Raw genomic sequence first — 23,016 nt, forward strand, 5'->3', positions numbered from 1 at the left:
CTCTGTAAAGGCCGTGGTAGGAGCTGTCGAGTGAAACGAGGCTGCGATCTTTTGATCTTGTTTTGAAAGGTCAAGATCAAAAGATCGCAGCCTTCGGCAGCTCCTACAAGAGCGGCGATGTGACGTAAAGTAAAATTGTGGAAAACAATATTCCCAAGCTCGTAAACCGCGACATAAAGCCGCTGCAAATAGTTGTTTTGTCACAGTTTTGACTTGTCCCCGTTTACTGTGGAACCGGCTGTGAATAACGTGGGAGTAGCTGGCTGGAGGCCTTTTAAACCGTGGCTTGCAGAGGGGTGGTTGTTTTTTGATCAAGTGTTTTTGCGCAGCTTGAAGGCCGCTTTGTCAACCTTTTTGTTCAGGGCGCAAGAGCGTGAAATCGGGGTGGACAAGCCTGTGGATAAGTCTGTGACTAAACTCTGGAAAGACTCGGCTGAAGGCCGTGGTTACTGGCTTGGCGCCATCGTCGGTTTGACCCATCAGTCATGAAAATGGCCAAGGGCTACACAGCAGGCGGTCGAGGGTCAAGCGAAAAAGTTTCAAAACCCCGCGCAAAGCCTTGTGGATAGCGGCTTGCAGCTTTTCCACTTGCCCCCAAAGACTGTGGACCGGCCTGTGGATAACGTGCGCGCACATGGCTGTAGGCCGCGCTGGTCAAGGGTTTGCCGGGATTGAGCGTTTTTTGAACAGATTGAACGGTGGTTGCCGCTGTGAACAAGGCCGGGCATGCTGCCTGCTGATTTTCTATTCCAATGGCTGGCGATCAGCCGAAGCAAGGAGAACACGATGTCCAACACCCTGTTTATTACCGGCGCGACCTCCGGTTTTGGTGAAGCCTGTGCCCGTCGTTTTGCCGAGGCCGGCTGGAAACTGGTGCTGACTGGCCGTCGTGAAGAGCGCCTCAATGCACTGTGCGCCGAGCTGTCGAAGCAGACCGAAGTCCATGGCCTGGTGCTTGATGTGCGCGATCGCAAGGCCATGGAGGAGGCGATTGCCAATCTGCCGCCATCCTTTGCCAAACTGCGCGGGTTGATCAACAACGCCGGGCTGGCCCTGGGGGTTGATCCGGCGCCCAAGTGCGACCTGGACGACTGGGACACCATGGTCGATACCAACGTCAAAGGCCTGATGTACAGCACCCGTCTGCTGTTGCCGCGCCTGATTGCCCATGGTCGTGGTGCCGGTATCGTCAACCTGGGGTCCATTGCCGGCAACTACCCGTACCCGGGCAGCCACGTTTATGGCGCGACCAAGGCTTTCGTCAAGCAGTTCTCCGTGAACTTGCGCTGCGACCTGCAAGGCACGGGCGTACGGGTCAGCAACATCGAACCAGGCCTGTGCGAGAGCGAGTTCTCGCTGGTGCGTTTTGCCGGTGACCAGGAGCGCTATAACGCCACTTACGCCGGTGCCGAGCCGATTCAGCCGCAGGACATCGCCGAGACCATCTTCTGGGTGCTCAATGCCCCGGCGCACATCAACATCAACAGCCTGGAACTGATGCCGGTCAGCCAGACCTGGGCCGGGTTTGCAATCGAGCGTAAGTCTTAAGACCGCGTAACGGCCCTTCGCGGGCTTGCTCCGGGCGGCGCTCCGACGAAGGGGGCGGAACTGGCAGTGCAAGACATCAGCTAGACTCCTCACCCAACAACTCCGCCACACCCGGCGGTCTAGAGGTATTAGAGGAGATCAAGTGAGTAATCGAGGCGAGCAGTCGCTGCTCAAACAATCGACCTTCCTGATGCTTGCCGTGACATTCGCCGGGATCATCACCGGGTTTGTTTCGGGCGCCCAATCCATCCTGTTCGATGGCTTCTTTTCGTTGATCGCGGCCTTCATCAAGGTCCTGATGCTGATTACCGCCCGGCTGATCGCCAAGGAAAGCAACCAGCGCTTCCAGTTCGGATCCTGGCACCTGGAGCCCATGGTGCTGGTGATCGAGGGCAGCTTTATTTTCCTGGTCGCCGTTTATGCCTTTCTCAACGGTGTGTTCGGCATCATCAGTGGTGGCCGCGAGGTCGAACTGGGGCTGGTGATTTTCTACGCGGCGTTCTTCACTGTCGTTGAGCTCATTTATTTTTTCTACGTCCGCCAACGCAATCGCACACTCAACTCATCGCTGATCCAGTTCGACAACATCAGTTGGCTGGTGGACGCGATGCTGTCGGCGGGCCTGCTGGTGAGTTTTCTCATCGCGCTGCTGCTCAAGACTCAGGGTTATGACAAGTGGGCGGTGTATGTCGACCCGATGATCCTGATCCTGCTGGCCCTGGGCATGCTCCCCCCGGCGTTCAAAATCCTCGGACCGGCCTTGCGCGATGTGCTGGGGATCGTCCCGGATCAACTGGACGATAAGGTGCGTCAGGTGATGGAGGTGGCGAAGGTCGAGCATGGTTTCGACGATTACATTTCCTACGTGCAGAAACACGGCAGGGCCTGTTTTATCGAGATTCACATCGTATTGCCGAAGGATTACTGGCTCGACGGTGTGGGGCAACTGGACAGTTTGCGCGAGGAAATTTCCGCGAAGCTTGGCGAGCCGGATGCCGCGCGATGGCTGACCATCAGCTTTACCGGCGATCGCAAGTGGATTGAGTGATTGGACGCCCCCTCGTCACAAAGTCAGCCGAGATATTGCGCCAGCCCGCGATAACAGGTCGCCAGGTGATAGGGCGTGGTCGACGGCATGTCGCGACGGCTGACTTCACCGTACTCGTCACGGCACTCAAACCAGCCTCCTGCGTGCAACGAGCGCTGCTGCAATGCCCGCAATTGACGCAGTACAGCCGCTTCGCTGTCCGGGCGCAGCGTCAATGCGCGCAGGTACTCGGCCTGGGCCCAGATACGCTGCGTGGCGTCCAGGACGCCGCTATCCGCTGCGAAGTCGAGCATCGCCCGCACTGCGCCAGTTTGCTGATCGACGCCCATTTGCTCGGTAAAGGCGAAGGCCCGTTGCAGATCGGCATGCAGCGTCGAATTGCGCAACAGCGCCGAGGATTCCAGCAGGAAATACCACTCGAACTGGTGCCCCGGTTCAAACCAGTTATCCACAGTCCCCAGCGGCTTCTCCATCAACACGCCGTGCTGCGGATCGATGAAGCGCGCGTGCATGGCTGTGCATAACTCGACGAGCGCCTGTTTCACGTCGGGGTCTTCGCGCACCGACAGGGTGGCGAGGAAAGCTTCGGCCAGGTGCATCAGCGGGTTTTGCAAAGGGCCGCTGTCCAGCGACGACCAGTCGCGGTCGAGCGTGGCTTCGTACAGACCGTCGTCCGTGGCGAAACGCTGCGCGACCACTTCCAGAGAGGCGTTGAGCACCGACTCCACCAGCGGCTCGCGGACCTTGTCCCAATAATGGGCGCAAGCGAACAGGATGAAGGCGTGGGTGTAGAGGTCCTTGCGCTGATCCAGCGGCGCACCTTGTGCATCGACGCTATAGAACCAACCTCCGTGCTCGGCATCGTGAAAGTGCCGCTGCATCGAGCGGAACAACGCGGCGGCACGCTCTTCGGCACCCGGCACCTGACCGATCAGGCCGGCAAACAGATACAACTGCCGCGCACAGGCCATGGCTCGGTAGCGTTGCGCTGGCAGCGGTTGGTGTTCGGCATCCAGCGCCTCGTAGGGCAACGCCATGTCGGCGTTCCAGCCCGGACCTTGCCAGAGCGGCACGATGACGTTCAGGAAGTGCTGTTGCACCGAGGCGAACAGGGCGGTCAATTCGGGCTGAGAGGCGGAGCGGGAAACAGGCGGCATTGGCTGGCGTCGTCACGGCAGGGGCGATTGCGCGACATGTTAGCAGAGAGGCTGACTCGACGGATGCGATCCTCGTAGGAGCTGCCGCAGGCTGCGATCTTTTGATGTGGATTTTGAATGCAAGATCAAAAGATCGCAGCCTGCGGCAGCTCCTACAGGGAGGGGGTTAGCCCGCCAGCAACCACACCCCGGTCGCCGCCGAAGCCGCGCCTGCCAGTCGAACCAGTGGCGCAGCTGCTTGTGGCAACACCCGCACGACTGCATAACCCGCCGCATGCAACACCGCCGTCGCTGCGACAAAACCTGCGGCGTAGGTCCAGGGACTCGACATGTCCGGTAGCTCAAGACCATGGGCCACGCCATGGAACAGCGCAAACAACGCAGTCGCACCCACCGCCATCACCAACGGTGGACGCACCGCCAAGGCAACCGCCAACCCCAAAGCCAACACGGAAGCGGCAATCGCGCCTTCCAGTCCCGGCAGGTTCAATCCTTCAAAACCCAACAGCCCGCCAATCAACATAGTGCCAACAAAGGCGCACGGCAGCGCCCAACGCGCAGCACCTTGCTGCTGTGCCGCCCACAGGCCGACGGCGAGCATCGCCAGCAAGTGATCGAGGCCGCCAAGCGGATGGCTGATGCCGGCGATCAAGCCGTTGTCGCCATGCCCCGGATGGGCGAAGGCGAGGGTCGGGGCCAGCAGCAGGGCCAGGGCGCCGAGAATGCGTTTGAGTGTCATGGATAAGCTTCCTTGTTGATAAGTCTTGCTCAGGCCGCGGTCAGCAAACCCTGGCGTTCGATGAAGGCGATGATTTCTTCCAGGCCCAAACCGGTTTTCTGATTGCTGAACACGAACGGCTTGCCGTTGCGCATGCGCTGGGTGTCGCTGTTCATCATCTCCAGCGAAGCACCGACCAGCGGCGCCAGGTCGATCTTGTTGATCACCAGCAGGTCGGATTTGCAGATTCCCGGCCCGCCCTTGCGCGGCAGCTTGTCGCCGGCCGAGACGTCGATCACGTAGATGGTCAGGTCCGACAGTTCCGGGCTGAAGGTCGCGGAGAGGTTGTCGCCCCCAGACTCCACGAGAATCAGGTCCAGCCCCGGAAAACGTCGGTTGAGCTGATCCACGGCTTCGAGGTTGATCGAGGCGTCTTCGCGGATGGCCGTGTGCGGGCAGCCGCCGGTTTCCACGCCAATGATGCGTTCCGGCGCCAGGGCTTCGTTGCGCACCAGAAAGTCGGCGTCTTCGCGGGTGTAGATGTCGTTGGTCACGACGGCCAGGTTGTAACGCTCGCGCAGGGCCAGGCACAGGGCCAGGGTCAGGGCGGTTTTGCCGGAGCCGACCGGACCGCCGATGCCGACGCGCAGGGGTTGTGTGTTCATGTGATTCTCCAAAATAGGGGCCCTAGGAACGGAACAGACGGCTGTACTGGCGCTCGTGTGCCATACACGCCAGGGACAGGCCGAAAGCGGCGCTGCCGTGGTGATCGGGATCGATTCGGGTGGCGTTCTGTTGCGCTTGTTGAAGCAGTGGCAACAGTTCGCTGGTCAGGCGTTGGGCGGCCTGCTGACCCAGGGGCAGGGTCTTCATCAGCACGGCCAACTGATTTTCCAGCCAGCTCCAGAGCCATGCGGCCAGGGCGTCCTGCGGGCTGATCTGCCAGGCGCGTGCGGCCAAGGCCCAACCCAGGGCCAGATGCGGCTCGCTGCGTTGATCGAGGAAGGCACGGGCCGGCGCGTCGAGTTCCGGCAAGCCATTGAGCAATTGCTGCAACGAGTAGCCCATCTGCCGGCTCTCCTGATGCAGCTCGCGAGTTTCGCGACTGGCGCGATGCGCTTCACAGTTCTGCAGCAACTCGTCCCAGTTTTCCTCGCTGGCGGCCACGCAATGGGCGAGCAACAGCGGCGCTTCGAAGCGCGCCAGATTCAGCAGCAACTGATCGCTGATCCAGCGTCGCGCACTGTCGGGGTCGTGAACACGGCCGTTATCCACAGCCATTTCCAGCCCTTGGGAGTAGCTGTAGCCGCCAATCGGCAGTTGTGGACTGGCCAGGCGCAGCAGCGCCCAGGCCGGGTTCATGTGCGTACGCCGAACTGGTGCAGTTTCGGCGCGTAGTTGAAGTCTTCATCGCCGTGGCGAGAATGATGATGACCACCGCCGTAGGCGCCATGTTCCGGCTGGAACGGCGCCTCGATGTTCACGGCAACGGCACCGAGTTGTTCGAGCATGGCCTTGAGAACGTAATCGTCGAGCAGGCGCAACCAGCCGTCGCCGACCTGCAGGGCAACATGGCGATTGCCCAGGTGATAGGCCGCCCGGGTCAATTCGAAGGCATTGGCGCAGGTGACGTGCAGCAGTTGTTCGGGGCGGGCGCAAACGCGCACGATTCGCCCGTCTTCGGCTTGCAGGCATTCGCCATCATGCAATGGCGGCTGGCCGCGCTCCAAAAACAACCCGACGTCTTCGCCTTCGGCACTGAAACAGCGCAAACGGCTTTTGCTGCGGGCTTCGAACGTCAGGTGCAGTTCGGCAGCCCAGGCGGGTTGAGGGTCGATTCTGCGATGAATCACCAGCATCGGAAGGCTTCCAGCAATGGACAATGCTCAGGCTAGAGCAAGGGGCTTGCCAATCGACATGATGCGTAGGAAATGGCTGACGGAGATGTGGGGTGCGCGACGATGGGGTTAGTTTTTTGGTTGAAGTTGGTGCGTTGTTTTTGATTTTTGCACCAGGTTGAAGCGATCAAGCTCAATGTGGGTTTTGGAGCAGTCTGAAACGAGGGGCGTTACTCAGTACTTCCAAGCCCTTGCCAATGCTTGAGGCCGATAAAGATGAATCGCAACTGCTGGGTGATTTTTGCCTGGGGCGTCAGGTGCTCGGGCAAGGCCTCGGTTGGCGGGTCGATGATGTCTGGCAGAGTAGCGAACACGCTCTTGACGATCAGGTCCGCCATGACGCTGAGGTCGGCGATGCCCAGATGCTGCAGTTTCGGCATCAGTGACAAATCCGCCGCCAGGTCCGAGCTGATGTTTTCACGCAAACGGCCGATGGCCTGGCGCACCGGTAGCGAACCGCCGTATTGCTCGCGTGCGAGAAACAGGAACTGCGATCGGTTGGCGCTGACTACGTCGAGAAAGATCCGCACCGAGGCATCGATGATGCCGCCCATCACGAATTCGTTGTGTCGTACCAGGCGAATGGTTTCGCGGAATGTCTGGCCGACTTCGCTGACCAGCACCAGGCCCAATTCATCCATATCGGCAAAATGCCGATAGAAACCGGTCGGTACGATCCCGGCGGTTTTCGCGACTTCGCGCAGGCTCAGGCTGCCGAATCCTCGGCCGCCATCCATCAGGCGCCTGGCAGCGTCCATCAGGGCATTACGGGTTTGTTGTTTCTGTTCGGCGCGGGGCAGCATCGCAAGGGCGTTTTCTGGACAGGGACGCGGCGCACTCTAGCAAATCGGCTTTGCCGGCGTCGAACGACTGTGGAGGATCAAGCGGGAGAAGTGCCGCATCTATCAAGCGGACCGCTGAAAAGGCAAAAGCCCAATCCGGGGATTGGGCTTTTTTTCAGGGCGGCCATGGGGCTTAGCTCACGGCGCTGTTGCGTTCGATCACACGGTCACCACCACCTTCAGCGAGGGTTTGACCTTGTGGAGTACGGTCGGAGCCATCAGCAGCGAGAGTCTGACCTTGTGGAGTGCGATCCGAACCATCAGCGGCAAGGGTCTGGCCTTGTGGGGTACGATCGGTACCATCGGCTGCCAGGGTTTGGCCCTGAGGAGTACGGTCCGAGCCATCCTGAGTGATCAGGCCTTTTTCTTTCAGGCGATCATTGCCGCCTTCGGCAAGGGTCTGGCCTTGTGGAGTACGGTCGGAGCCATCGGCGGCAACGGTCTGGCTGAACGCCGAGTGGTCTTGTTTCACTTGTGGGGTGGCCTGGTCAGCGGCTGGCAGGGCAAAGGCAGTGCTGGCCAGCATCGAGAGTGTAAGGCTAAGCAGTAATTGGCGTTTCATGATCGTTGTGCTCCTCGGGGGTGCGAAAAATTGGGTACGAGAGCAATGCTACTCTCGATAAATCGATATGAAAGTTCATAAACGCAATGGTAATAATCAATGGAATTGATTGTTTGCTGCGAAGGCTCTAAACCAGGCGTTTCAGGCGAGTTGTCCTGCCCAGAAATGGGTATTTTCGACTCATCTTCGACAGGCAGTAGTGCGGGGGGCGGTAACGCTGAATGACTGATTGGTCAGCTTTTGACTGGGTGAATTCAGCGAAATCGGTCTTTCGATTAAACCTGCCGGGTTTTTATCAGTCGTAACTCTCATGGCGAGCCGTTTGCGGCTCACCGTTTCACATGTGCGTCGCAGTCGGGGCGCTCAGTCGTATCAGGAGCCCTGTGCAATGACGCGCACTCAAAAGACGTTGGTCTGGACCCTTTCCACTTTCCTTAGCTTGTTGATGGTGCTGGTGCTGATCATCGTGTTTTTTGACTGGAACCGGATCAAACCGCCGCTCAACGCCAAGGTTTCCGAAGAGCTGCACCGCGCCTTCGCCATCAACGGCAATCTGTCGGTGGTCTGGCAGCCCGAGCCCGATGAAAGCGGCTGGCGCGCCTGGGTGCCGTGGCCTCATGTGGTGGCCGAAGACTTGAGCCTGGGCAATCCTGATTGGTCGAAACAACCGCAGATGGTCACCCTCAAGCGGGTGGAGCTGCGTATTTCACCCCTGGCATTGCTGGCGCAGCGGGTGGTGATCCCGCGTATCGATCTCACCGAACCCAATGCCCAACTGCAACGCCTGGCTGACGGGCGCGCCAATTGGACCTTCAAATTCGACCCGAAAGACCCGGACGCCGAGCCTTCGAGCTGGGTGGTGGATATCGGTGCGATTGGCTTCGACAAGGGCCATGTCACCCTCGATGACCAGAACCTGAAGACCCAGCTCGACGTGCTGATCGATCCATTGGGCAAACCGATCCCGTTCAGCGATATCGTCGGCGACAAGGCGGCGAAAGCCGCGCAGGAAAAGGGCTCGTCACCCCAGGATTATGCGTTCGCCCTCAAGGTCAACGGCCAGTACCACGGCCAGAAACTCGCGGGCCAGGGCAAGATTGGCGGGCTGTTGGCGTTGCAGGACGCGGCACGGCCGTTTCCGCTTCAGGCACAGGTAAAGATCGCCGATTCCAGCGTTGAACTGGCCGGCACCCTGACCGATCCACTGAACCTGGGTGCCCTGGACTTGCGCCTGAAACTGGCCGGCACCAGCCTGGGCAACCTCTACCCGCTGACCGGCGTGATCCTGCCGGACACGCCACCTTATGCCACCGATGGCCACCTGATCGCCAAGTTGCACGAGGCAGGTGGTGCGGTGTTCCGCTATGAACAATTCAACGGCAAGATCGGTGAAAGCGACATCCACGGCAATCTGACCTATGTGGCCAGCCAGCCACGGCCAAAACTCAGCGGCTCGCTGCTGTCCAATCAATTGCTATTCGCTGACCTGGCGCCGCTGATTGGTGCCGACTCCAACGCCGAACAGAAGGCCCGGGGCGGTGACAGCAAACAGCCGGCGGACAAAGTGCTGCCGGTCGAAGAGTTCAAGACCGATCGTTGGCGCGATATGGATGCTGATGTCGAGTTCACCGGCAAGCGCATCGTGCACAGCGAAAAGTTGCCGTTCAACGACCTCTATACCCACCTGGTACTCACCGATGGCGTACTCAGCCTCGAACCGCTGCGTTTCGGCGTGGCCGGCGGCAAGCTGGATGCGCAAATTCGCCTGAACGGCCACGCCGATCCACTGGAGGGTCATGCCCAACTCACGGCCCGAGGCTTCAAGCTCAAGCAGTTGTTCCCCGGCTTTGAACCGATGAAAACCAGTTTCGGCGAACTCAACGGCGATGCTGATATCAGCGGGCACGGCAATTCGGTGGCCAAACTGCTGGGCAGCGCCAATGGCAATCTGAAAATGCTGATCAACGATGGCGCCATCAGTCGCGAGTTGATGGAACTGGCGGGCCTGAACGTCGGCAACTACGTGGTCGGCAAAATCTTTGGCGACAAGGAAGTGAAGATCAACTGCGCCGCCGCCGACTTCGGCATCCAGTCCGGCCTGGCAACTACTCGCCTGTTTGTGTTCGACACCGAGAACGCCATCGTCTACATCGACGGCACGGCGAACATGGCGACCGAACAACTGGACCTGACCATCACCCCGGAATCCAAGGGCTGGCGCCTGATTTCATTGCGCTCGCCGCTGTACGTGCGCGGCAAGTTCATCAAGCCCGATGCCGGGGTCAAGGCCGTGCCGCTGATGTTGCGCGGAGCCGGGATGGTGGCGCTGGGCGTGATCGCCGCACCGGCGGCAGGGTTGCTGGCGCTGGTGGCGCCGAGTGGGGGGGAGGCGAATCAATGCGCGCCATTGCTGGAGCAGATGAAGGCGGGCAAGGCGCCGAAGACTGTGAAGTACTGACGCCAATTCTATGATCCTACAGCACTTCACTAAGTATCTCGAAGTGCTGTGCTGCCTGTATAAAGTTTCTTTTTGTCGGTGCCAAAAATTTACCGAGAATCTTGGATTCGAATTATTTCGGCAGTAATACTGTCATCGAGATATGCGTCAACTTCAACTCTGAGGTCTTCGTACGTGGACTCGTCAAAAGTGCTGGATAATAGCCAGGTATTAAAGTCATCTTTGTTGGTTGTATCGAGCACAGGGTTGTTCAAAATGCCGATATCGAGATATTGACCGCTCTCGATAGTAATTCTCAGTGTGTGCACGATTTTTTCGTGGTTGATAAAGGTCAATAGGATGCCAGTGCTCGTCTTTTTTTCTGAAGTGTCGCCTTTTTTGTTATCCTGGTAGCTTGTAGTTGTGTGGGCGTTAAAACGGGTAGTTAGGGCCAATATTGATGGCGAATCCTTGGGCTGCTCCTTCAGTACGGAAAACGCATGGTCAAGTGTTTGTCGATCGTTCTCTGAAAGTACATCGCCATAAGCTTGCAGCGAGATAGTGTACAAGCTTTCTTCGTTGGAACGAGTGTTGGTTTGATTTAAGCGGCAGGTCACCCAGCTCAGGTCTGCGACAGTTTTTGTATAGGTGGACCACACCTCATCGCTGTTGGTGCTATTAGCTTCGGCTACTAAATGGCCGGTGAGGCTTGAATGTAAAATGTCATTTTTGAATTTTTCGGAGTGTTCTCCAGAAAAGATAACAATATTGCCGCTGACAATGTAGAAGTCTAAATTGGAAGTTGGCATTTTGGGCTCCAGATATATTCGTTTGTTAAAGTCGACAAGTTTCGTCGACTTTAACATGGCCTGTGCGTGGCATTAGACCGGCTTTAGTTTTGGGAGCTTCCTGATCTTCGATTTAGCTTCGTTCAGAAAGACTTCGCGTAGCTCTCCGCGCAAGTCGTCAAAAATGGCGTTGTCCAGATAAATGTGCATTGCTCCTGATTTTATGGTGGTGGATTGTTTGGTGGTCTTCCAGAACAGAAAGCTTGTTGTGCTTTCCTGATTGTCCAGTGCGATGGTGTTCAAAACCATATTCGCTTGCCCGTTGCTATCAAGCCATGCCGGGGCAATGTCGAACTTTGATTGTTTTCCAAGCTTTTTATTTGACTCAAATAACGTGATCAATTCTTCATCACCCTGGATGGCGGTGATGGCTTGTTTTGCGAGGTTTGTCAGTAAGTTTGCATTGTTGCCAACTAGTCCTTTTATTACATCTATGGCGACTTGGTCCATTGTCAGGTTTATGCCCTTGATAGTCACGTCCTGAAGGTTTTTTGCTTGAATTGTCCAGCCCAGATCACTTAATCCTTTTGTGTAGTATTTATACCATTCAAACTGTTGTGTGGTATCCGGGTATTCTATGTCGGCTGCATTCTGCATAACCAGTTTGCAGAGGTTGATATCTGATATCAGGCTTTCAGAGAATCCCGGGAGAAATATATTCACACTGTCAGGAGTTACAAATCCATTTGGGCCATTGTTATCGTGTGGAGGTGTGGGTGTTTCATTGAGAGATAAAAAAGATCGAATGGCTTCTGGTTTAAGAGGGGGGAGCGTATTGATAAATTCCAAGCGTTGTTCAATGTTCATATAGAATCCTTTCTAACGAGTTTTGGTGGTCGTTTGGTTGCGGCTCAAGCTTAAGCTGAATAAAGGTAAAGTCTATTTTGATGTTGTTACCTTTAATGTTTGGGTTGGTTTGTATTCTGGCTTGCAGGGCTGCGGTGTATAATTAAGTTTTAGAGTTGAGGGCGTCTCTAGATGTTTGAGTTGCGGGGGCGGTACAGAGGTTTTTTATAAATACACTCTCTGCTTAGTTGTCGAAGGTTCCTATCTTTGAAATAGGCGGGATAATTGAGTCTCCTCCTGCAACCACGCAAAAAACGCTCGAACCGGGGGATGCCGCTCGCGCCCCGGCACGCACAGTGCGCTGTAGCCGGCGCCATCGACCTGGATGTCCCCGCGGTACGGCAACAACAGGCCACTGGCCACGCTTTCCGACACAAGAATATTGCTCGCCAATACCAGGCCTTGCCCGGCAATCGCGGCTTGCAGGGCGTAGTGTTCTTCGTCGTATTCACGCACGGCGGGCGGGCCACTCAGCCAGGTTTCGCCGGAGCGGGCGCACCAGGCTTCCCAGCCATGGGCATAGAGTTTGGAGTTGTGCCAGCGCACGCTGATCAGCGTGGGGGGGCGACTCGACGCCAGGGCCACCTGTTCTGGCGAGCCGTAGACACCGAAGGACTCATCGAACAGGCACTGGCCGTACAGGTTGGGGTAATCATCGAGGCTGTAGCGCAGCACCAGATCGACACTGGCGTCCTGATGCAGATCGATGACCTCGCAGTGGGTATCGAGGCGCACGTTGATGTTCGGGTGACGGGCGTAGAAGCGTCCAAGCCGTGGCACCAGCCACAGGGCGGCGAAGGCGGCGGTGGTGGAAACTGTCAGGTTGGCGCCGCTGCGTTGTGGGCGCAGGGTATCGACACTTTGCGCCACTTCGAGGAAAGCACCGTGCAGGCTCTGGAACAGCCGTTCGCCGCATTCGGTCAGGCGTACCTGGCGTGGCAGGCGCTCGAACAACGGCACACCGAGCCAGCTTTCCAGGGAGCGGATCTGGTGTGACACCGCCGTCGGGGTGACGGACAGTTCTTCGGCGGCAGCCTTGAAGCTCAACAGGCGTGAGGCGGATTCGAAGGCCCGCAGGGCGGTCAACGGCAATGAGGCAAACATTCAACACTCCATGGATGAAATAGATTCATCCAGACTGATTTCTTCTCATTTGAACGAGGACGTTGGTCAGCTTCAAGCTGCAAGCCACAAGCCGTTTGAGTTTAGTCCTGAGGAGAGACAGATGAGTAGAATTCTTGCTGTTCACGCCAGTCCCCGTGGTGAGCGTTCGCACTCCCGGCGTTTGGCCGAAGTGTTTCTAGCGGCCTGGCAGGCCCGTCATCCACACTCACAGTTGACCCGACGCGAAGTCGGTCGGACGTTGATACCGCCGGTCAACGAGGCATTCGTGGCTGCCGCGTTTTACCCCGAGCCTGCCGCTCGGCCGCTGTCGATGCAGGCCGACCTGGCACTCAGTGACGAACTGGTTGGCGAACTGCTTGGCCACGATGTGTTGCTGATTTCCACGCCGATGCACAACTTCAGCGTACCCAGCGGCCTCAAGGCCTGGATCGATCAGATCGTGCGCGTCGGGGTGACCTTCGATCACAGCCTGGACAATGGCGTGGCCCAGTACGAGCCGTTGGTACAGGGTAAAAAGGCCCTGATCATCACCAGCCGTGGCGGCTTCGGTTTTGGCCCGGGTGGCGAGCTCGAAGCCATGAACCATGCCGATACGCTACTGCGTACGGTGCTCGGATTCATCGGCATCACGGACATCACCGTGGTGGCTGCCGAGGGCGAAGAGTCCACCGAGCGCAGCTTTGAAATATCTGCCGCCGAGGCTGAGCAGCGTCTGTTGGCGCTGGCCGGGGAGTTCTAGGTGGCCTGGCTGTTTCTGCTGGTCGCCGCCGGGTTCGAAGTCACCTTCGCCATGGGCATGAAGTACGCCGAGGGCTTCACCCGGCTCTGGCCTTCGTTGATCACCGTGGTGGCCGCTGTGGGCGGAATCTACTTCCTGACCCTGGCCATGCGCGAGTTGCCGGTGAGCATCGCGTACCCGATCTGGACCGCCATCGGTTCGCTGGGCACGGTGTTTCTCGGTTTCGCGCTGCTGGGTGAAAGCCTGAGCGTGATCAAGCTGGTCTCGGTCGGGCTGATCGTGGCGGGCGTGGTGGGGTTGAAGTAGGGCCGATGACATAGACTTGTCGTCGAGTTGTCATCTTCGCAGGCTTAGCTTGGCGGATGTCTTGCATCCCGCCTTGCATCAACACCCGACCACAAGGATGTCCACCCATGTCGCAAGGTTCTGCCCCGCGCTACCCGCTGGTGTTGGTCCCGGGAATGCTCGGGTTCATACGGTTGGTGCTTTATCCGTACTGGTACGGGATCGTCGAGGCGTTGCGCCGTGGTGGTGCGGTGGTGTTCGCGGTGCAGGTCTCGCCGCTCAATTCGAACGAAGTGCGCGGCGAGCAATTGCTGGTGCGTATCGACGAAATCCTGCGGGAAACCGGAGCCGCCAAGGTTAACCTGATCGGCCATAGCCAGGGCTCGCTGACCGCCCGTTATGCAGCGGCCAAACGCCCGGACCTGATCGCTTCGGTGACCTCGGTGGCGGGGCCGAACCACGGTTCGGAGCTCGCCGATTACCTGCACGAGCATTATCCCCATGACAGCGTCCGTGGTCGTCTGCTGAGCGTTTTGCTACGGATGATCGGGGTGCTGATGGGCTGGCTGGATACCGGTTACCGCGGGCCGAAGCTGCCGGTGGATATCCATGCGTCTCATCACTCCCTCACCAGTGCTGGCGTGGCGCTGTTCAACCAGCGTTATCCACAGGGCTTGCCTGACACCTGGGGCGGTCACGGGCCGGAGCAGGTCAACGGTGTGCGTTATTACTCCTGGTCCGGCACCTTGCAACCGGGCATTACCGATCGCGGGCGCAATCTGTTGGACGGCACCAACCGCACTTGCCGGCTGTTCGCTAAAACCTTCGTCCGCGAAGCCGGGCATTGCGACGGCATGGTCGGGCGCTACAGCTCGCACCTGGGCACGGTGATTGGCGATGAGTATCCGCTGGATCACTTCGATATCGTCAACCAGTCGCTGGGGCTGGTGGGCAAGGGGGCCGAACCGATCCGGCTGTTTGTCGAGCATGCGGCGCGGCTGGCGGCGGCAGGCGTCTAGACCGCCTGTGGCGAGGGAGCTTGCTCCCGTTCGACCGCGCAGCGGTAGCAAATCGATCATTGAGTCTTGGGTGAATGAATAGGGGCTGCTGCGCAGCCCAACGGGACGGTGCGGCGATCCGACAAGCTCCCTCGCCACAAAAAGCTAGGCGCGACCCAACACCGTTGTCCATCGCTCGGAAACAATCACTCCACCCAAGGTCAATACCCCGCCCACCAGGTGATACAGCGCCAGTTGTTCATGCAGCACCACCGCCGCAATCAGGGCGGTAATCAGCGGCAGCAAATTGAAAAACTGCGTGGTCCGGCTCGGTCCCAAACGCACCACGGCCTGCATCCACGCCAGCGGCGCGACCATCGATGCCAGCAGGCAGGCGTACAGCACCAGCGGAATGTTCTGCAGGGTCGGGCCAACTTTCGGTGAGGCGATGAACAATGGAAACAGCACCACCACGGCCACCAGCACCTGCAGATACAAGAGCACCAGCGGCGGCAGTTTCAGTTGCCATTTTTTCAACAGGGTGCTGTAGACCGCATAGGCCAGGGTGGCGATCAGCATCATCGCGTCGCCCAGGTTGACCCCGTGTTCCAGCAATGTGCCAAGGCTTCCGGACGACACCACCACCAGGACACCGGCAAACGACAGTACCGCACCGGCCAGGGCGCCCATGGTCAGGCGCTGGCCGAGACTGATGATCGCCATGGCGAGCGACATCAGCGGCATCAGCGACAGGATGATGCCCATGTTGGTGGCCGAGGTCAGGCTCGCGGCGAAGTACGCCAGGCTTTGATAGACCGCCATGCCGAGAACACCGAGGACAAAGATCTTGCCCAGCTTCGGGCGGATCAGTGGCCAATGGGCGAGCACCGGTTTGAGCATGAAGGGCGTGAACAGCAACCCGGCCAGCAGCCAGCGGTAGAAACCGATCTCGGCGGGGAAGATCGCCCCGGCCGACATTTTGGTGATCACGGTGTTGCCGGCCCAGATAAAAATGGCCAGCAGGGGATAAGCGTATTGCATCGGGAAAAACCAGAACGTTAATGAAGGGCAATTATCCTCTTGTCTGGATGCAAGCCTATACTTCGATCCAGACAACCGGCCCCTGATGACGGACAGCATGAGCAGTAAACACATCGACCTGCTGGATTTCAGCGAACTGCCGTCGGCGGTGTACTTCCGCTACGCCGATTTCGACGCCCACGAATACGCCGCGCCCCATCGACATCCCTGGGGGACGCTGGAATATGCCGCCCACGGCGTGCTGCACATGGACGTCGAGGGCAGCCGCTTCATGTCGCCACCGCAATACGCGGTGTGGGTGCCGCCGCAGATCGAGCACAGCTTCTACAGCCACCAACCGGTCAACTACCGCGCGGTGTGCCTGGCACCCAAGGTCTGCGCCGACCTGCCGCCGCGAGCCTGCACCCTGGCCATCAGCGACATCCTCAAGGCGATCCTCAAGGACTTCGCCGCCCGGGACGTGAAAATCCCCGAACAGGCCGCCGACCAGCGTCTGGCCCAGGTATTGGTGGACCAGTTGCAACAGGCCCCGGTGCACGAGTGCTACCTGCCCTATGCCAGCAGCCCCGGATTGCTCGGGATCCTGGAAGCGCTGCAGGCCGAGCCGGGGGACAATCGGCCGCTGTCGGAATGGGCCGCACGCATCCATGTCAGCGAGCGCACCCTGGCGCGGCAGTTCGTGCGGGAACTGGGCATGAGTTTCGGTGAGTGGCGCCAGCGCCTGCGTTTTCTGGCGGCGATCGAAGCGCTGGACAGCCCGCGCAGCATTCAGGAAATCGCCTTCGACATGGGCTACAGCACCGGCTCGGCGTTTATCGCGATGTTCCAGCGCCAGGCCGGATGTACGCCGGAGCAGTATCGGCGCAGCCATCTGGAGAACAGGAAGGTGTAACAGGGGTTGTCTACACTCCAGTGCAAGGCCACGCCCCTCGGTGTGGCGACCAGGAGAAAACTCCATGAAGATGATGCGTGTCCCTTTGTTGATGATCGGTTTGCTGCTGTGCTCCCAGGGCTTTGCCGCCAATACGGCCCAGCAAGAGAAGATGACTACCTGCAACGCCGACGCTACGGCCAAAAGCCTCAAGGGCGACGAGCGCAAAGCTTTCATGAGCACCTGCCTGAAGGCGACTGCGCCGGCAAACGATGCTGGTAAGACCTTGACCCCACAGCAAGAGAAGATGAAGACCTGCAATGCCGACGCCGCCACCAAAGCCCTCAAGGGGGATGAGCGCAAGGTGTTCATGAGCGATTGCCTGAAGAAAAAATAAACTAGGGCTGAAAATTTTTGGAGCTGTGAGGGCCCCATCGCGAGCAGGCCAGTCGAGGCACTGCAAACATCCAGGGCCCCCACTAAGGTCGCCCCACACAATCCCTAGTGCTCGCACCGGATCGCTGGCAGACTGCCAATCCTTTTTACGCCGTTCGTTTTTGAGGCTGTATGCCAACGTTTTCTCAGCGTCAAGTCTTGCTGGTCATCAGCTGGGTCATCATTTTTGGCGGGCTGCTGCTGGTCCTGCCGCTGCGGTTGCTGCCCAGCCTGCTCGCCGGATTGCTGGTGTTCGAACTGGTCAACATGCTCACCCCGCAACTGCAACGGCTGATCGAAGGCCGGCGTGCGCGCTGGCTGGCGGTGGCATTGTTGGGGACTCTGATTGTCAGCGTGCTATCGCTGATCTTTGCCGGTGCCTTCAGCTTCCTGCTGCACGAGGCGGAAAACCCCGGTGCCTCCCTCGACAAGTTCATGGGAGTGGTCGACCGCGCGCGCGGGCAACTGCCGCCGTTCATCGACGCCTACCTGCCGGCCAGTGCCGCGGAGTTCCGCGTGGCGATTGGCGAGTGGGTCAGCAAACACCTCAGCGATTTGCAATTGGTGGGCAAGGATGCGGCGCACATGTTCGTGACCTTGCTGATCGGCATGGTGCTGGGTGCGATCATTGCCTTGCAGCGTGTGCCGGACCTGACCAAGCGCAAGCCGCTGGCTGCGGCGCTGTTCGAACGCCTGCACCTGCTGGTCCAGGCGTTTCGCAACATCGTGTTCGCCCAGATCAAGATTTCCCTGCTCAACACTGTCTTCACCGGGATTTTCCTGGCGGTGATCCTGCCGATGTTCGGGATCAAGCTGCCGCTGACCAAAACCCTGATCGTGCTGACCTTCCTGCTCGGCCTGCTGCCGGTGATCGGCAACCTGATGTCGAACACTTTGATCACCATCGTCGGTTTGTCGTTGTCGATCTGGGTCGCTGTGGCGGCGCTGGGTTACCTGATTGTTATCCACAAGCTCGAATACTTCCTCAACGCGCGCATCGTCGGCGGGCAGATCAGTGCCAAGTCGTGGGAGTTGCTGCTGGCGATGCTGGTGTTCGAGGCCGCGTTCGGCCTGCCGGGGGTAGTGGCGGGGCCGATTTACTACGCGTATCTGAAGAGTGAGTTGAAGCAGGTGGGGATGGTTTGATCTGCTTCGGATCTAGCAGTTGATCAAATTGTGGCGAGGGAGCTTGCTCCCGCTGGGTCGCGCAGCGGCCCCCTTATCCCTGAAAAGAAGGGAACTGCTGCGCAGTCCTACGGGAGCAAGCTCCCTCGCCACAGAGATTGTGGTCAGTCCATAGAGCCGTAGCGCTTGGCCGCTTCAATCGCCAGACCGCTACCGATACTGCCAAAGATGTTCCCTTCCACATGCCGCGCCTTCGGCAACATCGCCGAAACACTGTTGCGCAGCGCCGGAATCCCGCTCGAACCACCGGTGAAGAACACGGTATCGACCTGATCGACCCGCACATCGGCGTCCGCCAGCAGTTGGGTGACGCTGTTGCGCACCCGCTCCAGCAGGCTGTCGATGGCCGACTCGAACAGCGCCCGGCTCAGGTCCACGCTCAGGCCCGCTTCAATGCGGTCCAGTGGCACGTGGCGATTGTCGGCGTGGGTCAGCTGGATCTTGGTTTCTTCCACTTCCATGGCCAGCCAGTGTCCGGCACGCTGTTCGATCAGCTTGAACAGGCGGTCGATACCGCCGGTGTCTTCGATGTCGTAGCGCATGCTGCCCAGGGCCAGTTGCGATTTTTGCGAGTACACCGAGTTGATGGTGTGCCAGGTCGCCAGGTTCATGTGGTGGCTGGTGGGCATGTAGGCGCCGCTCTTCATGCGGCTGCCGTAGCCGAACAGTGGCATCAGGCCTTGCAGGCTGAGCTGTTTGTCGAAGTCGGTTCCGCCGATGTGCACACCGCCGGTGGCGAGGATGTCTTCGTGGCGGTTATCCACACCCCGACGCTCCGGCGACAGGCGCACCAGGGAGAAGTCGGAGGTACCACCGCCGATGTCGACGATCAGCACCAGCTCTTCTTTCTCGATGGTCGACTCGTAGTCGAACGCGGCGGCAATCGGCTCGTACTGGAACGAGACCTCCTTGAAGCCGATCTTGCGCGCCACGTCGACCAGAGTGTCTTCGGCTTCCTTGTCGGCCATCGGGTCATCGTCGACAAAAAACACCGGGCGACCCAGCACCACTTCTTCGAATTCCCGACCGGCGGACGCTTCGGCGCGGCTCTTGAGCTGGCCGATGAACAGCCCGAGCAGGTCCTTGAACGGCATCGCCGTGCCCAGGACGCTGGTGTCGTGCTTGATCAGCTTGGAACCCAGCAGGCTCTTGAGCGAGCGCATCAGGCGGCCTTCGTAGCCTTCCAGGTACTCGTGCAATGCCAGCCGGCCGTACACCGGGCGACGTTCTTCGATATTGAAGAAGACCACTGACGGCAGGGTGATCTTGTCGTCCTCCAGCGCGATCAGCGTTTCCACGCCGGGGCGCAGCCAGCCGACGGTGGAGTTGGACGTGCCAAAGTCGATACCCAAGGCACGGGCTGGAGATGCGTTGTTCATGTCTTTCAGGTTCCGGTTAAAAAACGGCCGCGCAGTGTATGTCAGAGCGCGCCAGATTCGAAGGCCGGTTATCTGCTAATTCTTCGCGGACAATGCCTTGAAAGATGGGTGATCCCCCCCAAACTACCCTGCATCAACCGGACAGCCGCGGGAGTGCTCGCAAGAAGCCCCGCCTGCTGCCGATAAACTTCTGCCGCGCCGCCCGGTCACAAACTTGAGATCGGTCAAACCAATGGCTGCAAACAAGCGCATGCTGTGGCCTGTGGCGCGATTCTGATAACGGATGGTGATTCCCTCGATGGACTTCAAAGACTATTACAAGATTCTCGGTGTGGAGCCGACCGCAGACGATAAGGCGATCAAGGCCGCCTATCGCAAGCTGGCGCGCAAATACCACCCCGACGTCAGCAAGGAAAAGGACGCCGAGTCCAGGTTCAAGGACGCCTCGGAAGCTTATGAAGCGCTGAAAAGCGCCGACAAACGCGCCGAATACGATGATTTGCGCCGCTATGGCCAGCACGGCCAACCGTTCCAGGGACCACCAGGCTGGCAAAGCCGTGGCGGTTTCGGTGGCGGTGGCCAGGACACGGGCGATTTCTCGGACTTCTTCAGTTCGATCTTCGGCAACCGTGGGCCTGGTTTCAGTGGTGGTGGACAGTCGCGTCGCAGTACCGGACGTCGAGGGCAGGACGTGGAAATGGAGCTTGGGGTTTTTCTCGAAGAAACGCTGTCGACCGAGTCGAAGAAGGTCACCTTCCAGGTGCCGCAGTACAATGCGGCCGGCCAGCATGTGAGCAACACCAGCAAGAGCCTGAACGTGAAGATTCCGGCCGGTGTGAGCGACGGCGAGCGCATTCGCCTCAAGGGGCAGGGCGCTCCGGGCGTGGGTGGCGGGGCCAATGGCGACCTGTACCTGACGATCCGTTTTGCGCCGCACCCGAAATTCGACGTCGAAGGCGAGAACCTGATCATCACCTTGCCACTGGCACCGTGGGAGCTGGCGTTGGGCGCTGAAGTCGCCGTGCCGACCCTGACCGGCAAGATCAACCTCAAGGTACCGGCGGGCAGCCAGAATGGCCAGCGCATGCGTGCCAAGGGCCATGGCCTGATGAACAAGGCCGGTGAGCGCGGTTATCTGTTCGTGCAACTGAAAGCCGTGATGCCGAAGAAATCCGACGAGGACATCAAGGCCCTGTGGCAGGAGCTGGCGAAAAAAGCCGCGTTCGACCCGCGAGAGCATTTTTGATCCCATGGAACCAAGGAGTCACTGACTATGAGCAGTCCCCTGATCGTTCAACTGGACATGGCAGAATTCTGTGAGGCGGCCGGGCTGTCGGACGTCTACGTGATCGAAATCGTCGAGCACGGCATCCTCGAACCTCAGGGCGCCCAGCCCAAGGACTGGGTTTTCAACGACTACGAGCTGACCCTGGCCAAGCGCGCCGCCAAGCTGCGGCGCGACCTTGACCTGGAATGGGAAGGCGTCGCCCTGGCGCTGGACCTGCTCGAAGAAGTCCAGCAACTGCGGGCCGAGAACCGCATGCTCAAGCAGAGGTTGGGGCGGTTGGTGGTGGAGTAACTCAAAGAGTGGCACCCAACCTGTGGCGAGGGAGCTTGTCGGATCGCCGCACCGTCCCGTTGGGCTGCGAAGCAGCCCCAAAAACATCCAGTCAGCACATTTCAACAGGTTCAGCGCAATTGCAGGGCTTGCGACCGCTTCGCGCTCGAGCGGGAGCAAGCTCCCTCGCCACAAAAGCCTCCCCTCGGCAAACGTCTAGACCTTCCTCGGCAACACCACGGTAAACGTCGTGCCATCTATCTCACGGGAACTGACTTCAATCGCTCCCTGATGCGCATCAACCACTTCCTTGACGATAAACAACCCCAACCCAAGGCTGGTCGTCGGCTCGCCGAGTTCTTCGCTGGCACTGCGCACCAGCGGGTCGAAAATCGTCGGGATCGCATCGCAGGGGATCGGGGCTCCGTCGTTGTGCACCGTCAGTCGGACGCTGTCAGCCTCGCCCCTGAGGCGCAGCGTCACTTCGCGTTTGCTTGAGCCGTGCTGCAAGGCATTGCCGATCAGGTTTTGCAGCATCTGATCGAGCCGGCGCGGGTCCCAGGTGCCGCGGGTGTCGCCCTGCACATCCAGGGTCGGATTGCATTCCGGTTGACTGGCACAGGCCCGGGCAATCGCTTCGCGCGCGGCTTCGGCCAGGTCCATGGGCGCCAGCTCGATCGGCAGGCGCTTGCCCAGGCGGCTGCGCACCAGTTCCAGCAAGTCCCCGACCATCACCGCCAGGTGCCCGGTACTGCGCAGGATATTGACCGCGCACTTGAGCGCATCACCGTCGAGCTCGGCTTTGCGCAGCAGCAGTTCAGTGGACATGCTCACCGCCTGCAGGGGCGCGCGCAGGTCATGGCCGAGGATCGCCAGAAAAATGTCCCGTGAACGATTGACCTGCTCGGCATAGGTGGCCGTGGATTCGGCGAGGGCTTCGTCGATGGCTTCGTTGAAACGGATCATGTCCTGGAAGTAGGCCAGGTCAGGCGATTGCAGGCTGTTGACCCACAGGCGGATGACACAGGCGCGCAGGTGACGGAATTCGCTGGTCATCTGCACCAGATCAAAACCCACGGTGTGACGCAGTTCGCCGTGGCTGGCGCCGGCCTCGTCGAGGCTGGGGGTTTTCTCCGGTCCTTCGCCGCGCGCCTTGGCCGCCTGTTCGGCAGGTGTCTGGGGTTTGCACATGTCCCGGGCCGCGGCCAGCAGGATCGACCGGGCATGGTCGCGCAAGGCGGCGCTATCCATGTTTTCGGCGGCCGGGGTGATGGTTTTGGCGAACAGCTCCCACTCATCGACGATGCGATCAACGTGTAACACGATGAATTCGGAAAGACGCATGGCGGTTACCTGTTCATGAATCGGGGGCGGCGAGTCGAATAGTAGTCCCTTTGCCGGAAAAAACACGACCGCTCATGCAGTGGCACAGGCGGACGTGCCGATGGCGGTAGATATATGTTTTTGGCTCCCTGAATTTCGATCCCCCGGAGCCA

At 59.2% G+C, this 23,016-nt stretch carries 25 protein-coding genes; 12 read left to right on the forward strand and 13 right to left on the reverse strand.

Annotated elements, in window-relative coordinates:
- Positions 1 to 240 precede the first annotated feature (240 nt).
- The 3 genes from ACM6IT_RS15490 to ACM6IT_RS15500 all read left to right on the forward strand — a co-directional run bounded on the left by ACM6IT_RS15490 (position 241) and on the right by ACM6IT_RS15500 (position 2,596).
- Positions 241 to 489 (forward strand): hypothetical protein, encoded by a 249-nt coding sequence (locus ACM6IT_RS15490; RefSeq protein ID WP_056725415.1) that lies wholly within the window; start codon positions 241 to 243, stop codon positions 487 to 489.
- A 297-nt stretch (positions 490 to 786) separates the two neighbouring features.
- Entirely contained in the window at positions 787 to 1,548 is a 762-nt protein-coding gene (locus ACM6IT_RS15495; RefSeq protein ID WP_056725413.1) for an SDR family oxidoreductase, read from the forward strand.
- Positions 1,549 to 1,690: 142 nt separating this feature from the next.
- Complete coding sequence (locus ACM6IT_RS15500; protein WP_056725411.1) at positions 1,691 to 2,596, forward strand: cation diffusion facilitator family transporter; 906 nt, start codon at positions 1,691 to 1,693, stop codon at positions 2,594 to 2,596.
- Positions 2,597 to 2,619: 23 nt separating this feature from the next.
- On the opposite strand, the gene ACM6IT_RS15505 is transcribed toward ACM6IT_RS15500, so the two are convergent.
- The 7 genes from ACM6IT_RS15505 to ACM6IT_RS15535 form a co-directional block, all read right to left on the reverse strand.
- Complete coding sequence (locus ACM6IT_RS15505) at positions 2,620 to 3,753, reverse strand: AGE family epimerase/isomerase (RefSeq protein WP_414918280.1); 1,134 nt, start codon at positions 3,751 to 3,753, stop codon at positions 2,620 to 2,622.
- Between the two features lie 166 nt (positions 3,754 to 3,919).
- The gene (locus ACM6IT_RS15510) at positions 3,920 to 4,492 is read right to left on the reverse strand and encodes a HupE/UreJ family protein (protein WP_414914237.1); all 573 of its coding nucleotides are present in this window, start codon (positions 4,490 to 4,492) and stop codon (positions 3,920 to 3,922) included.
- A 29-nt stretch (positions 4,493 to 4,521) separates the two neighbouring features.
- Complete coding sequence (gene ureG, locus ACM6IT_RS15515) at positions 4,522 to 5,136, reverse strand: urease accessory protein UreG (RefSeq protein ID WP_046039876.1); 615 nt, start codon at positions 5,134 to 5,136, stop codon at positions 4,522 to 4,524.
- A 22-nt stretch (positions 5,137 to 5,158) separates the two neighbouring features.
- Positions 5,159 to 5,833, reverse strand: coding sequence for an urease accessory protein UreF (locus ACM6IT_RS15520; protein ID WP_414918281.1), 675 nt, complete (start codon positions 5,831 to 5,833; stop codon positions 5,159 to 5,161).
- The gene (gene ureE / locus ACM6IT_RS15525; protein ID WP_223541721.1) at positions 5,830 to 6,330 is read right to left on the reverse strand and encodes an urease accessory protein UreE; all 501 of its coding nucleotides are present in this window, start codon (positions 6,328 to 6,330) and stop codon (positions 5,830 to 5,832) included. Before ureE ends, ACM6IT_RS15520 begins: the two co-directional genes overlap by 4 nt.
- A gap of 209 nt (positions 6,331 to 6,539) precedes the next feature.
- Positions 6,540 to 7,172, reverse strand: coding sequence for a TetR family transcriptional regulator (locus tag ACM6IT_RS15530; RefSeq protein WP_056725389.1), 633 nt, complete (start codon positions 7,170 to 7,172; stop codon positions 6,540 to 6,542).
- 172 nt (positions 7,173 to 7,344) lie between these two features.
- On the reverse strand, positions 7,345 to 7,773 hold the full coding sequence (locus tag ACM6IT_RS15535; protein ID WP_223541720.1) for a hypothetical protein: 429 nt from the start codon (positions 7,771 to 7,773) through the stop codon (positions 7,345 to 7,347).
- Between the two features lie 388 nt (positions 7,774 to 8,161).
- Between ACM6IT_RS15535 and ACM6IT_RS15540 the strand changes: the two genes are divergently transcribed.
- A complete protein-coding gene (locus tag ACM6IT_RS15540) occupies positions 8,162 to 10,231 on the forward strand; it encodes an AsmA family protein (RefSeq protein WP_414918282.1) in 2,070 nt (689 codons plus the stop codon).
- Positions 10,232 to 10,320: 89 nt separating this feature from the next.
- Here the strand turns inward: ACM6IT_RS15540 and ACM6IT_RS15545 are convergent, their stop codons facing one another.
- The 3 genes from ACM6IT_RS15545 to ACM6IT_RS15555 all read right to left on the reverse strand — a co-directional run bounded on the left by ACM6IT_RS15545 (position 10,321) and on the right by ACM6IT_RS15555 (position 13,008).
- Entirely contained in the window at positions 10,321 to 11,019 is a 699-nt protein-coding gene (locus tag ACM6IT_RS15545; RefSeq protein WP_414918283.1) for a hypothetical protein, read from the reverse strand.
- Between the two features lie 72 nt (positions 11,020 to 11,091).
- Positions 11,092 to 11,865 carry a hypothetical protein gene (locus ACM6IT_RS15550; RefSeq protein WP_414918284.1) on the reverse strand — a complete coding sequence of 258 codons (774 nt, stop codon included), beginning with the start codon at positions 11,863 to 11,865 and terminating at the stop codon, positions 11,092 to 11,094.
- 240 nt (positions 11,866 to 12,105) lie between these two features.
- Entirely contained in the window at positions 12,106 to 13,008 is a 903-nt protein-coding gene (locus ACM6IT_RS15555; RefSeq protein WP_414918285.1) for a LysR substrate-binding domain-containing protein, read from the reverse strand.
- 121 nt (positions 13,009 to 13,129) lie between these two features.
- Here ACM6IT_RS15555 and ACM6IT_RS15560 point away from each other — a divergent pair, with 121 nt between their 5' ends.
- The 3 genes from ACM6IT_RS15560 to ACM6IT_RS15570 all read left to right on the forward strand — a co-directional run bounded on the left by ACM6IT_RS15560 (position 13,130) and on the right by ACM6IT_RS15570 (position 15,072).
- Positions 13,130 to 13,768: an FMN-dependent NADH-azoreductase gene (locus ACM6IT_RS15560; protein ID WP_414918286.1), complete on the forward strand. Its 639-nt coding sequence runs from the start codon at positions 13,130 to 13,132 to the stop codon at positions 13,766 to 13,768.
- Positions 13,769 to 14,074 carry a DMT family transporter gene (locus tag ACM6IT_RS15565; protein WP_056725381.1) on the forward strand — a complete coding sequence of 102 codons (306 nt, stop codon included), beginning with the start codon at positions 13,769 to 13,771 and terminating at the stop codon, positions 14,072 to 14,074. It begins immediately after the preceding gene.
- Positions 14,075 to 14,181: 107 nt separating this feature from the next.
- On the forward strand, positions 14,182 to 15,072 hold the full coding sequence (locus ACM6IT_RS15570; protein WP_414918287.1) for an esterase/lipase family protein: 891 nt from the start codon (positions 14,182 to 14,184) through the stop codon (positions 15,070 to 15,072).
- 144 nt (positions 15,073 to 15,216) lie between these two features.
- On the opposite strand, the gene ACM6IT_RS15575 is transcribed toward ACM6IT_RS15570, so the two are convergent.
- Positions 15,217 to 16,092, reverse strand: coding sequence for a DMT family transporter (locus ACM6IT_RS15575; RefSeq protein ID WP_056725378.1), 876 nt, complete (start codon positions 16,090 to 16,092; stop codon positions 15,217 to 15,219).
- A 97-nt stretch (positions 16,093 to 16,189) separates the two neighbouring features.
- Here ACM6IT_RS15575 and ACM6IT_RS15580 point away from each other — a divergent pair, with 97 nt between their 5' ends.
- From ACM6IT_RS15580 to ACM6IT_RS15590, 3 genes are all read left to right on the forward strand, one after another.
- On the forward strand, positions 16,190 to 16,984 hold the full coding sequence (locus ACM6IT_RS15580; RefSeq protein WP_223447660.1) for an AraC family transcriptional regulator: 795 nt from the start codon (positions 16,190 to 16,192) through the stop codon (positions 16,982 to 16,984).
- Between the two features lie 64 nt (positions 16,985 to 17,048).
- Positions 17,049 to 17,360, forward strand: coding sequence for a PsiF family protein (locus ACM6IT_RS15585; RefSeq protein WP_056725374.1), 312 nt, complete (start codon positions 17,049 to 17,051; stop codon positions 17,358 to 17,360).
- A gap of 170 nt (positions 17,361 to 17,530) precedes the next feature.
- Entirely contained in the window at positions 17,531 to 18,544 is a 1,014-nt protein-coding gene (locus ACM6IT_RS15590) for an AI-2E family transporter (RefSeq protein WP_056725372.1), read from the forward strand.
- A 143-nt stretch (positions 18,545 to 18,687) separates the two neighbouring features.
- Here the strand turns inward: ACM6IT_RS15590 and ACM6IT_RS15595 are convergent, their stop codons facing one another.
- The gene (locus ACM6IT_RS15595; RefSeq protein WP_008001051.1) at positions 18,688 to 19,962 is read right to left on the reverse strand and encodes an Hsp70 family protein; all 1,275 of its coding nucleotides are present in this window, start codon (positions 19,960 to 19,962) and stop codon (positions 18,688 to 18,690) included.
- A 298-nt stretch (positions 19,963 to 20,260) separates the two neighbouring features.
- Between ACM6IT_RS15595 and ACM6IT_RS15600 the strand changes: the two genes are divergently transcribed.
- Both ACM6IT_RS15600 and ACM6IT_RS15605 read left to right on the forward strand, forming a co-directional pair.
- Positions 20,261 to 21,208 (forward strand): DnaJ C-terminal domain-containing protein, encoded by a 948-nt coding sequence (locus tag ACM6IT_RS15600; RefSeq protein WP_056725369.1) that lies wholly within the window; start codon positions 20,261 to 20,263, stop codon positions 21,206 to 21,208.
- Between the two features lie 27 nt (positions 21,209 to 21,235).
- On the forward strand, positions 21,236 to 21,541 hold the full coding sequence (locus ACM6IT_RS15605) for a chaperone modulator CbpM (protein ID WP_056725368.1): 306 nt from the start codon (positions 21,236 to 21,238) through the stop codon (positions 21,539 to 21,541).
- A 195-nt stretch (positions 21,542 to 21,736) separates the two neighbouring features.
- Here the strand turns inward: ACM6IT_RS15605 and ACM6IT_RS15610 are convergent, their stop codons facing one another.
- Entirely contained in the window at positions 21,737 to 22,864 is a 1,128-nt protein-coding gene (locus ACM6IT_RS15610) for a sensor histidine kinase (RefSeq protein WP_414918288.1), read from the reverse strand.
- Positions 22,865 to 23,016: the final 152 nt, after the last annotated feature.

The organism is Pseudomonas sp. IT-P4, from assembly GCF_949767755.1.
Taxonomy (GTDB): domain Bacteria; phylum Pseudomonadota; class Gammaproteobacteria; order Pseudomonadales; family Pseudomonadaceae; genus Aquipseudomonas; species Aquipseudomonas monachiensis.

Coding starts and splice junctions, on each gene's coding strand:
- ACM6IT_RS15570 (WP_414918287.1), top strand. CDS start 14,182: ATGTCGCAAGGTTCTGCCCCGCGCTACCCGCTGGTGTTGGTCCCGGGA.
- ACM6IT_RS15510 (WP_414914237.1), bottom strand. CDS start 4,492: ATGACACTCAAACGCATTCTCGGCGCCCTGGCCCTGCTGCTGGCCCCG.
- ACM6IT_RS15610 (WP_414918288.1), bottom strand. CDS start 22,864: ATGCGTCTTTCCGAATTCATCGTGTTACACGTTGATCGCATCGTCGAT.
- ACM6IT_RS15585 (WP_056725374.1), top strand. CDS start 17,049: ATGAAGATGATGCGTGTCCCTTTGTTGATGATCGGTTTGCTGCTGTGC.
- ureE (WP_223541721.1), bottom strand. CDS start 6,330: ATGCTGGTGATTCATCGCAGAATCGACCCTCAACCCGCCTGGGCTGCC.
- ACM6IT_RS15595 (WP_008001051.1), bottom strand. CDS start 19,962: ATGAACAACGCATCTCCAGCCCGTGCCTTGGGTATCGACTTTGGCACG.
- ACM6IT_RS15545 (WP_414918283.1), bottom strand. CDS start 11,019: ATGCCAACTTCCAATTTAGACTTCTACATTGTCAGCGGCAATATTGTT.
- ACM6IT_RS15520 (WP_414918281.1), bottom strand. CDS start 5,833: ATGAACCCGGCCTGGGCGCTGCTGCGCCTGGCCAGTCCACAACTGCCG.
- ACM6IT_RS15580 (WP_223447660.1), top strand. CDS start 16,190: ATGAGCAGTAAACACATCGACCTGCTGGATTTCAGCGAACTGCCGTCG.
- ACM6IT_RS15605 (WP_056725368.1), top strand. CDS start 21,236: ATGAGCAGTCCCCTGATCGTTCAACTGGACATGGCAGAATTCTGTGAG.
- ACM6IT_RS15600 (WP_056725369.1), top strand. CDS start 20,261: ATGGACTTCAAAGACTATTACAAGATTCTCGGTGTGGAGCCGACCGCA.
- ACM6IT_RS15575 (WP_056725378.1), bottom strand. CDS start 16,092: ATGCAATACGCTTATCCCCTGCTGGCCATTTTTATCTGGGCCGGCAAC.
- ureG (WP_046039876.1), bottom strand. CDS start 5,136: ATGAACACACAACCCCTGCGCGTCGGCATCGGCGGTCCGGTCGGCTCC.
- ACM6IT_RS15495 (WP_056725413.1), top strand. CDS start 787: ATGTCCAACACCCTGTTTATTACCGGCGCGACCTCCGGTTTTGGTGAA.
- ACM6IT_RS15535 (WP_223541720.1), bottom strand. CDS start 7,773: ATGAAACGCCAATTACTGCTTAGCCTTACACTCTCGATGCTGGCCAGC.
- ACM6IT_RS15540 (WP_414918282.1), top strand. CDS start 8,162: ATGACGCGCACTCAAAAGACGTTGGTCTGGACCCTTTCCACTTTCCTT.
- ACM6IT_RS15590 (WP_056725372.1), top strand. CDS start 17,531: ATGCCAACGTTTTCTCAGCGTCAAGTCTTGCTGGTCATCAGCTGGGTC.
- ACM6IT_RS15530 (WP_056725389.1), bottom strand. CDS start 7,172: ATGCTGCCCCGCGCCGAACAGAAACAACAAACCCGTAATGCCCTGATG.
- ACM6IT_RS15505 (WP_414918280.1), bottom strand. CDS start 3,753: ATGCCGCCTGTTTCCCGCTCCGCCTCTCAGCCCGAATTGACCGCCCTG.
- ACM6IT_RS15550 (WP_414918284.1), bottom strand. CDS start 11,865: ATGAACATTGAACAACGCTTGGAATTTATCAATACGCTCCCCCCTCTT.
- ACM6IT_RS15555 (WP_414918285.1), bottom strand. CDS start 13,008: ATGTTTGCCTCATTGCCGTTGACCGCCCTGCGGGCCTTCGAATCCGCC.
- ACM6IT_RS15560 (WP_414918286.1), top strand. CDS start 13,130: ATGAGTAGAATTCTTGCTGTTCACGCCAGTCCCCGTGGTGAGCGTTCG.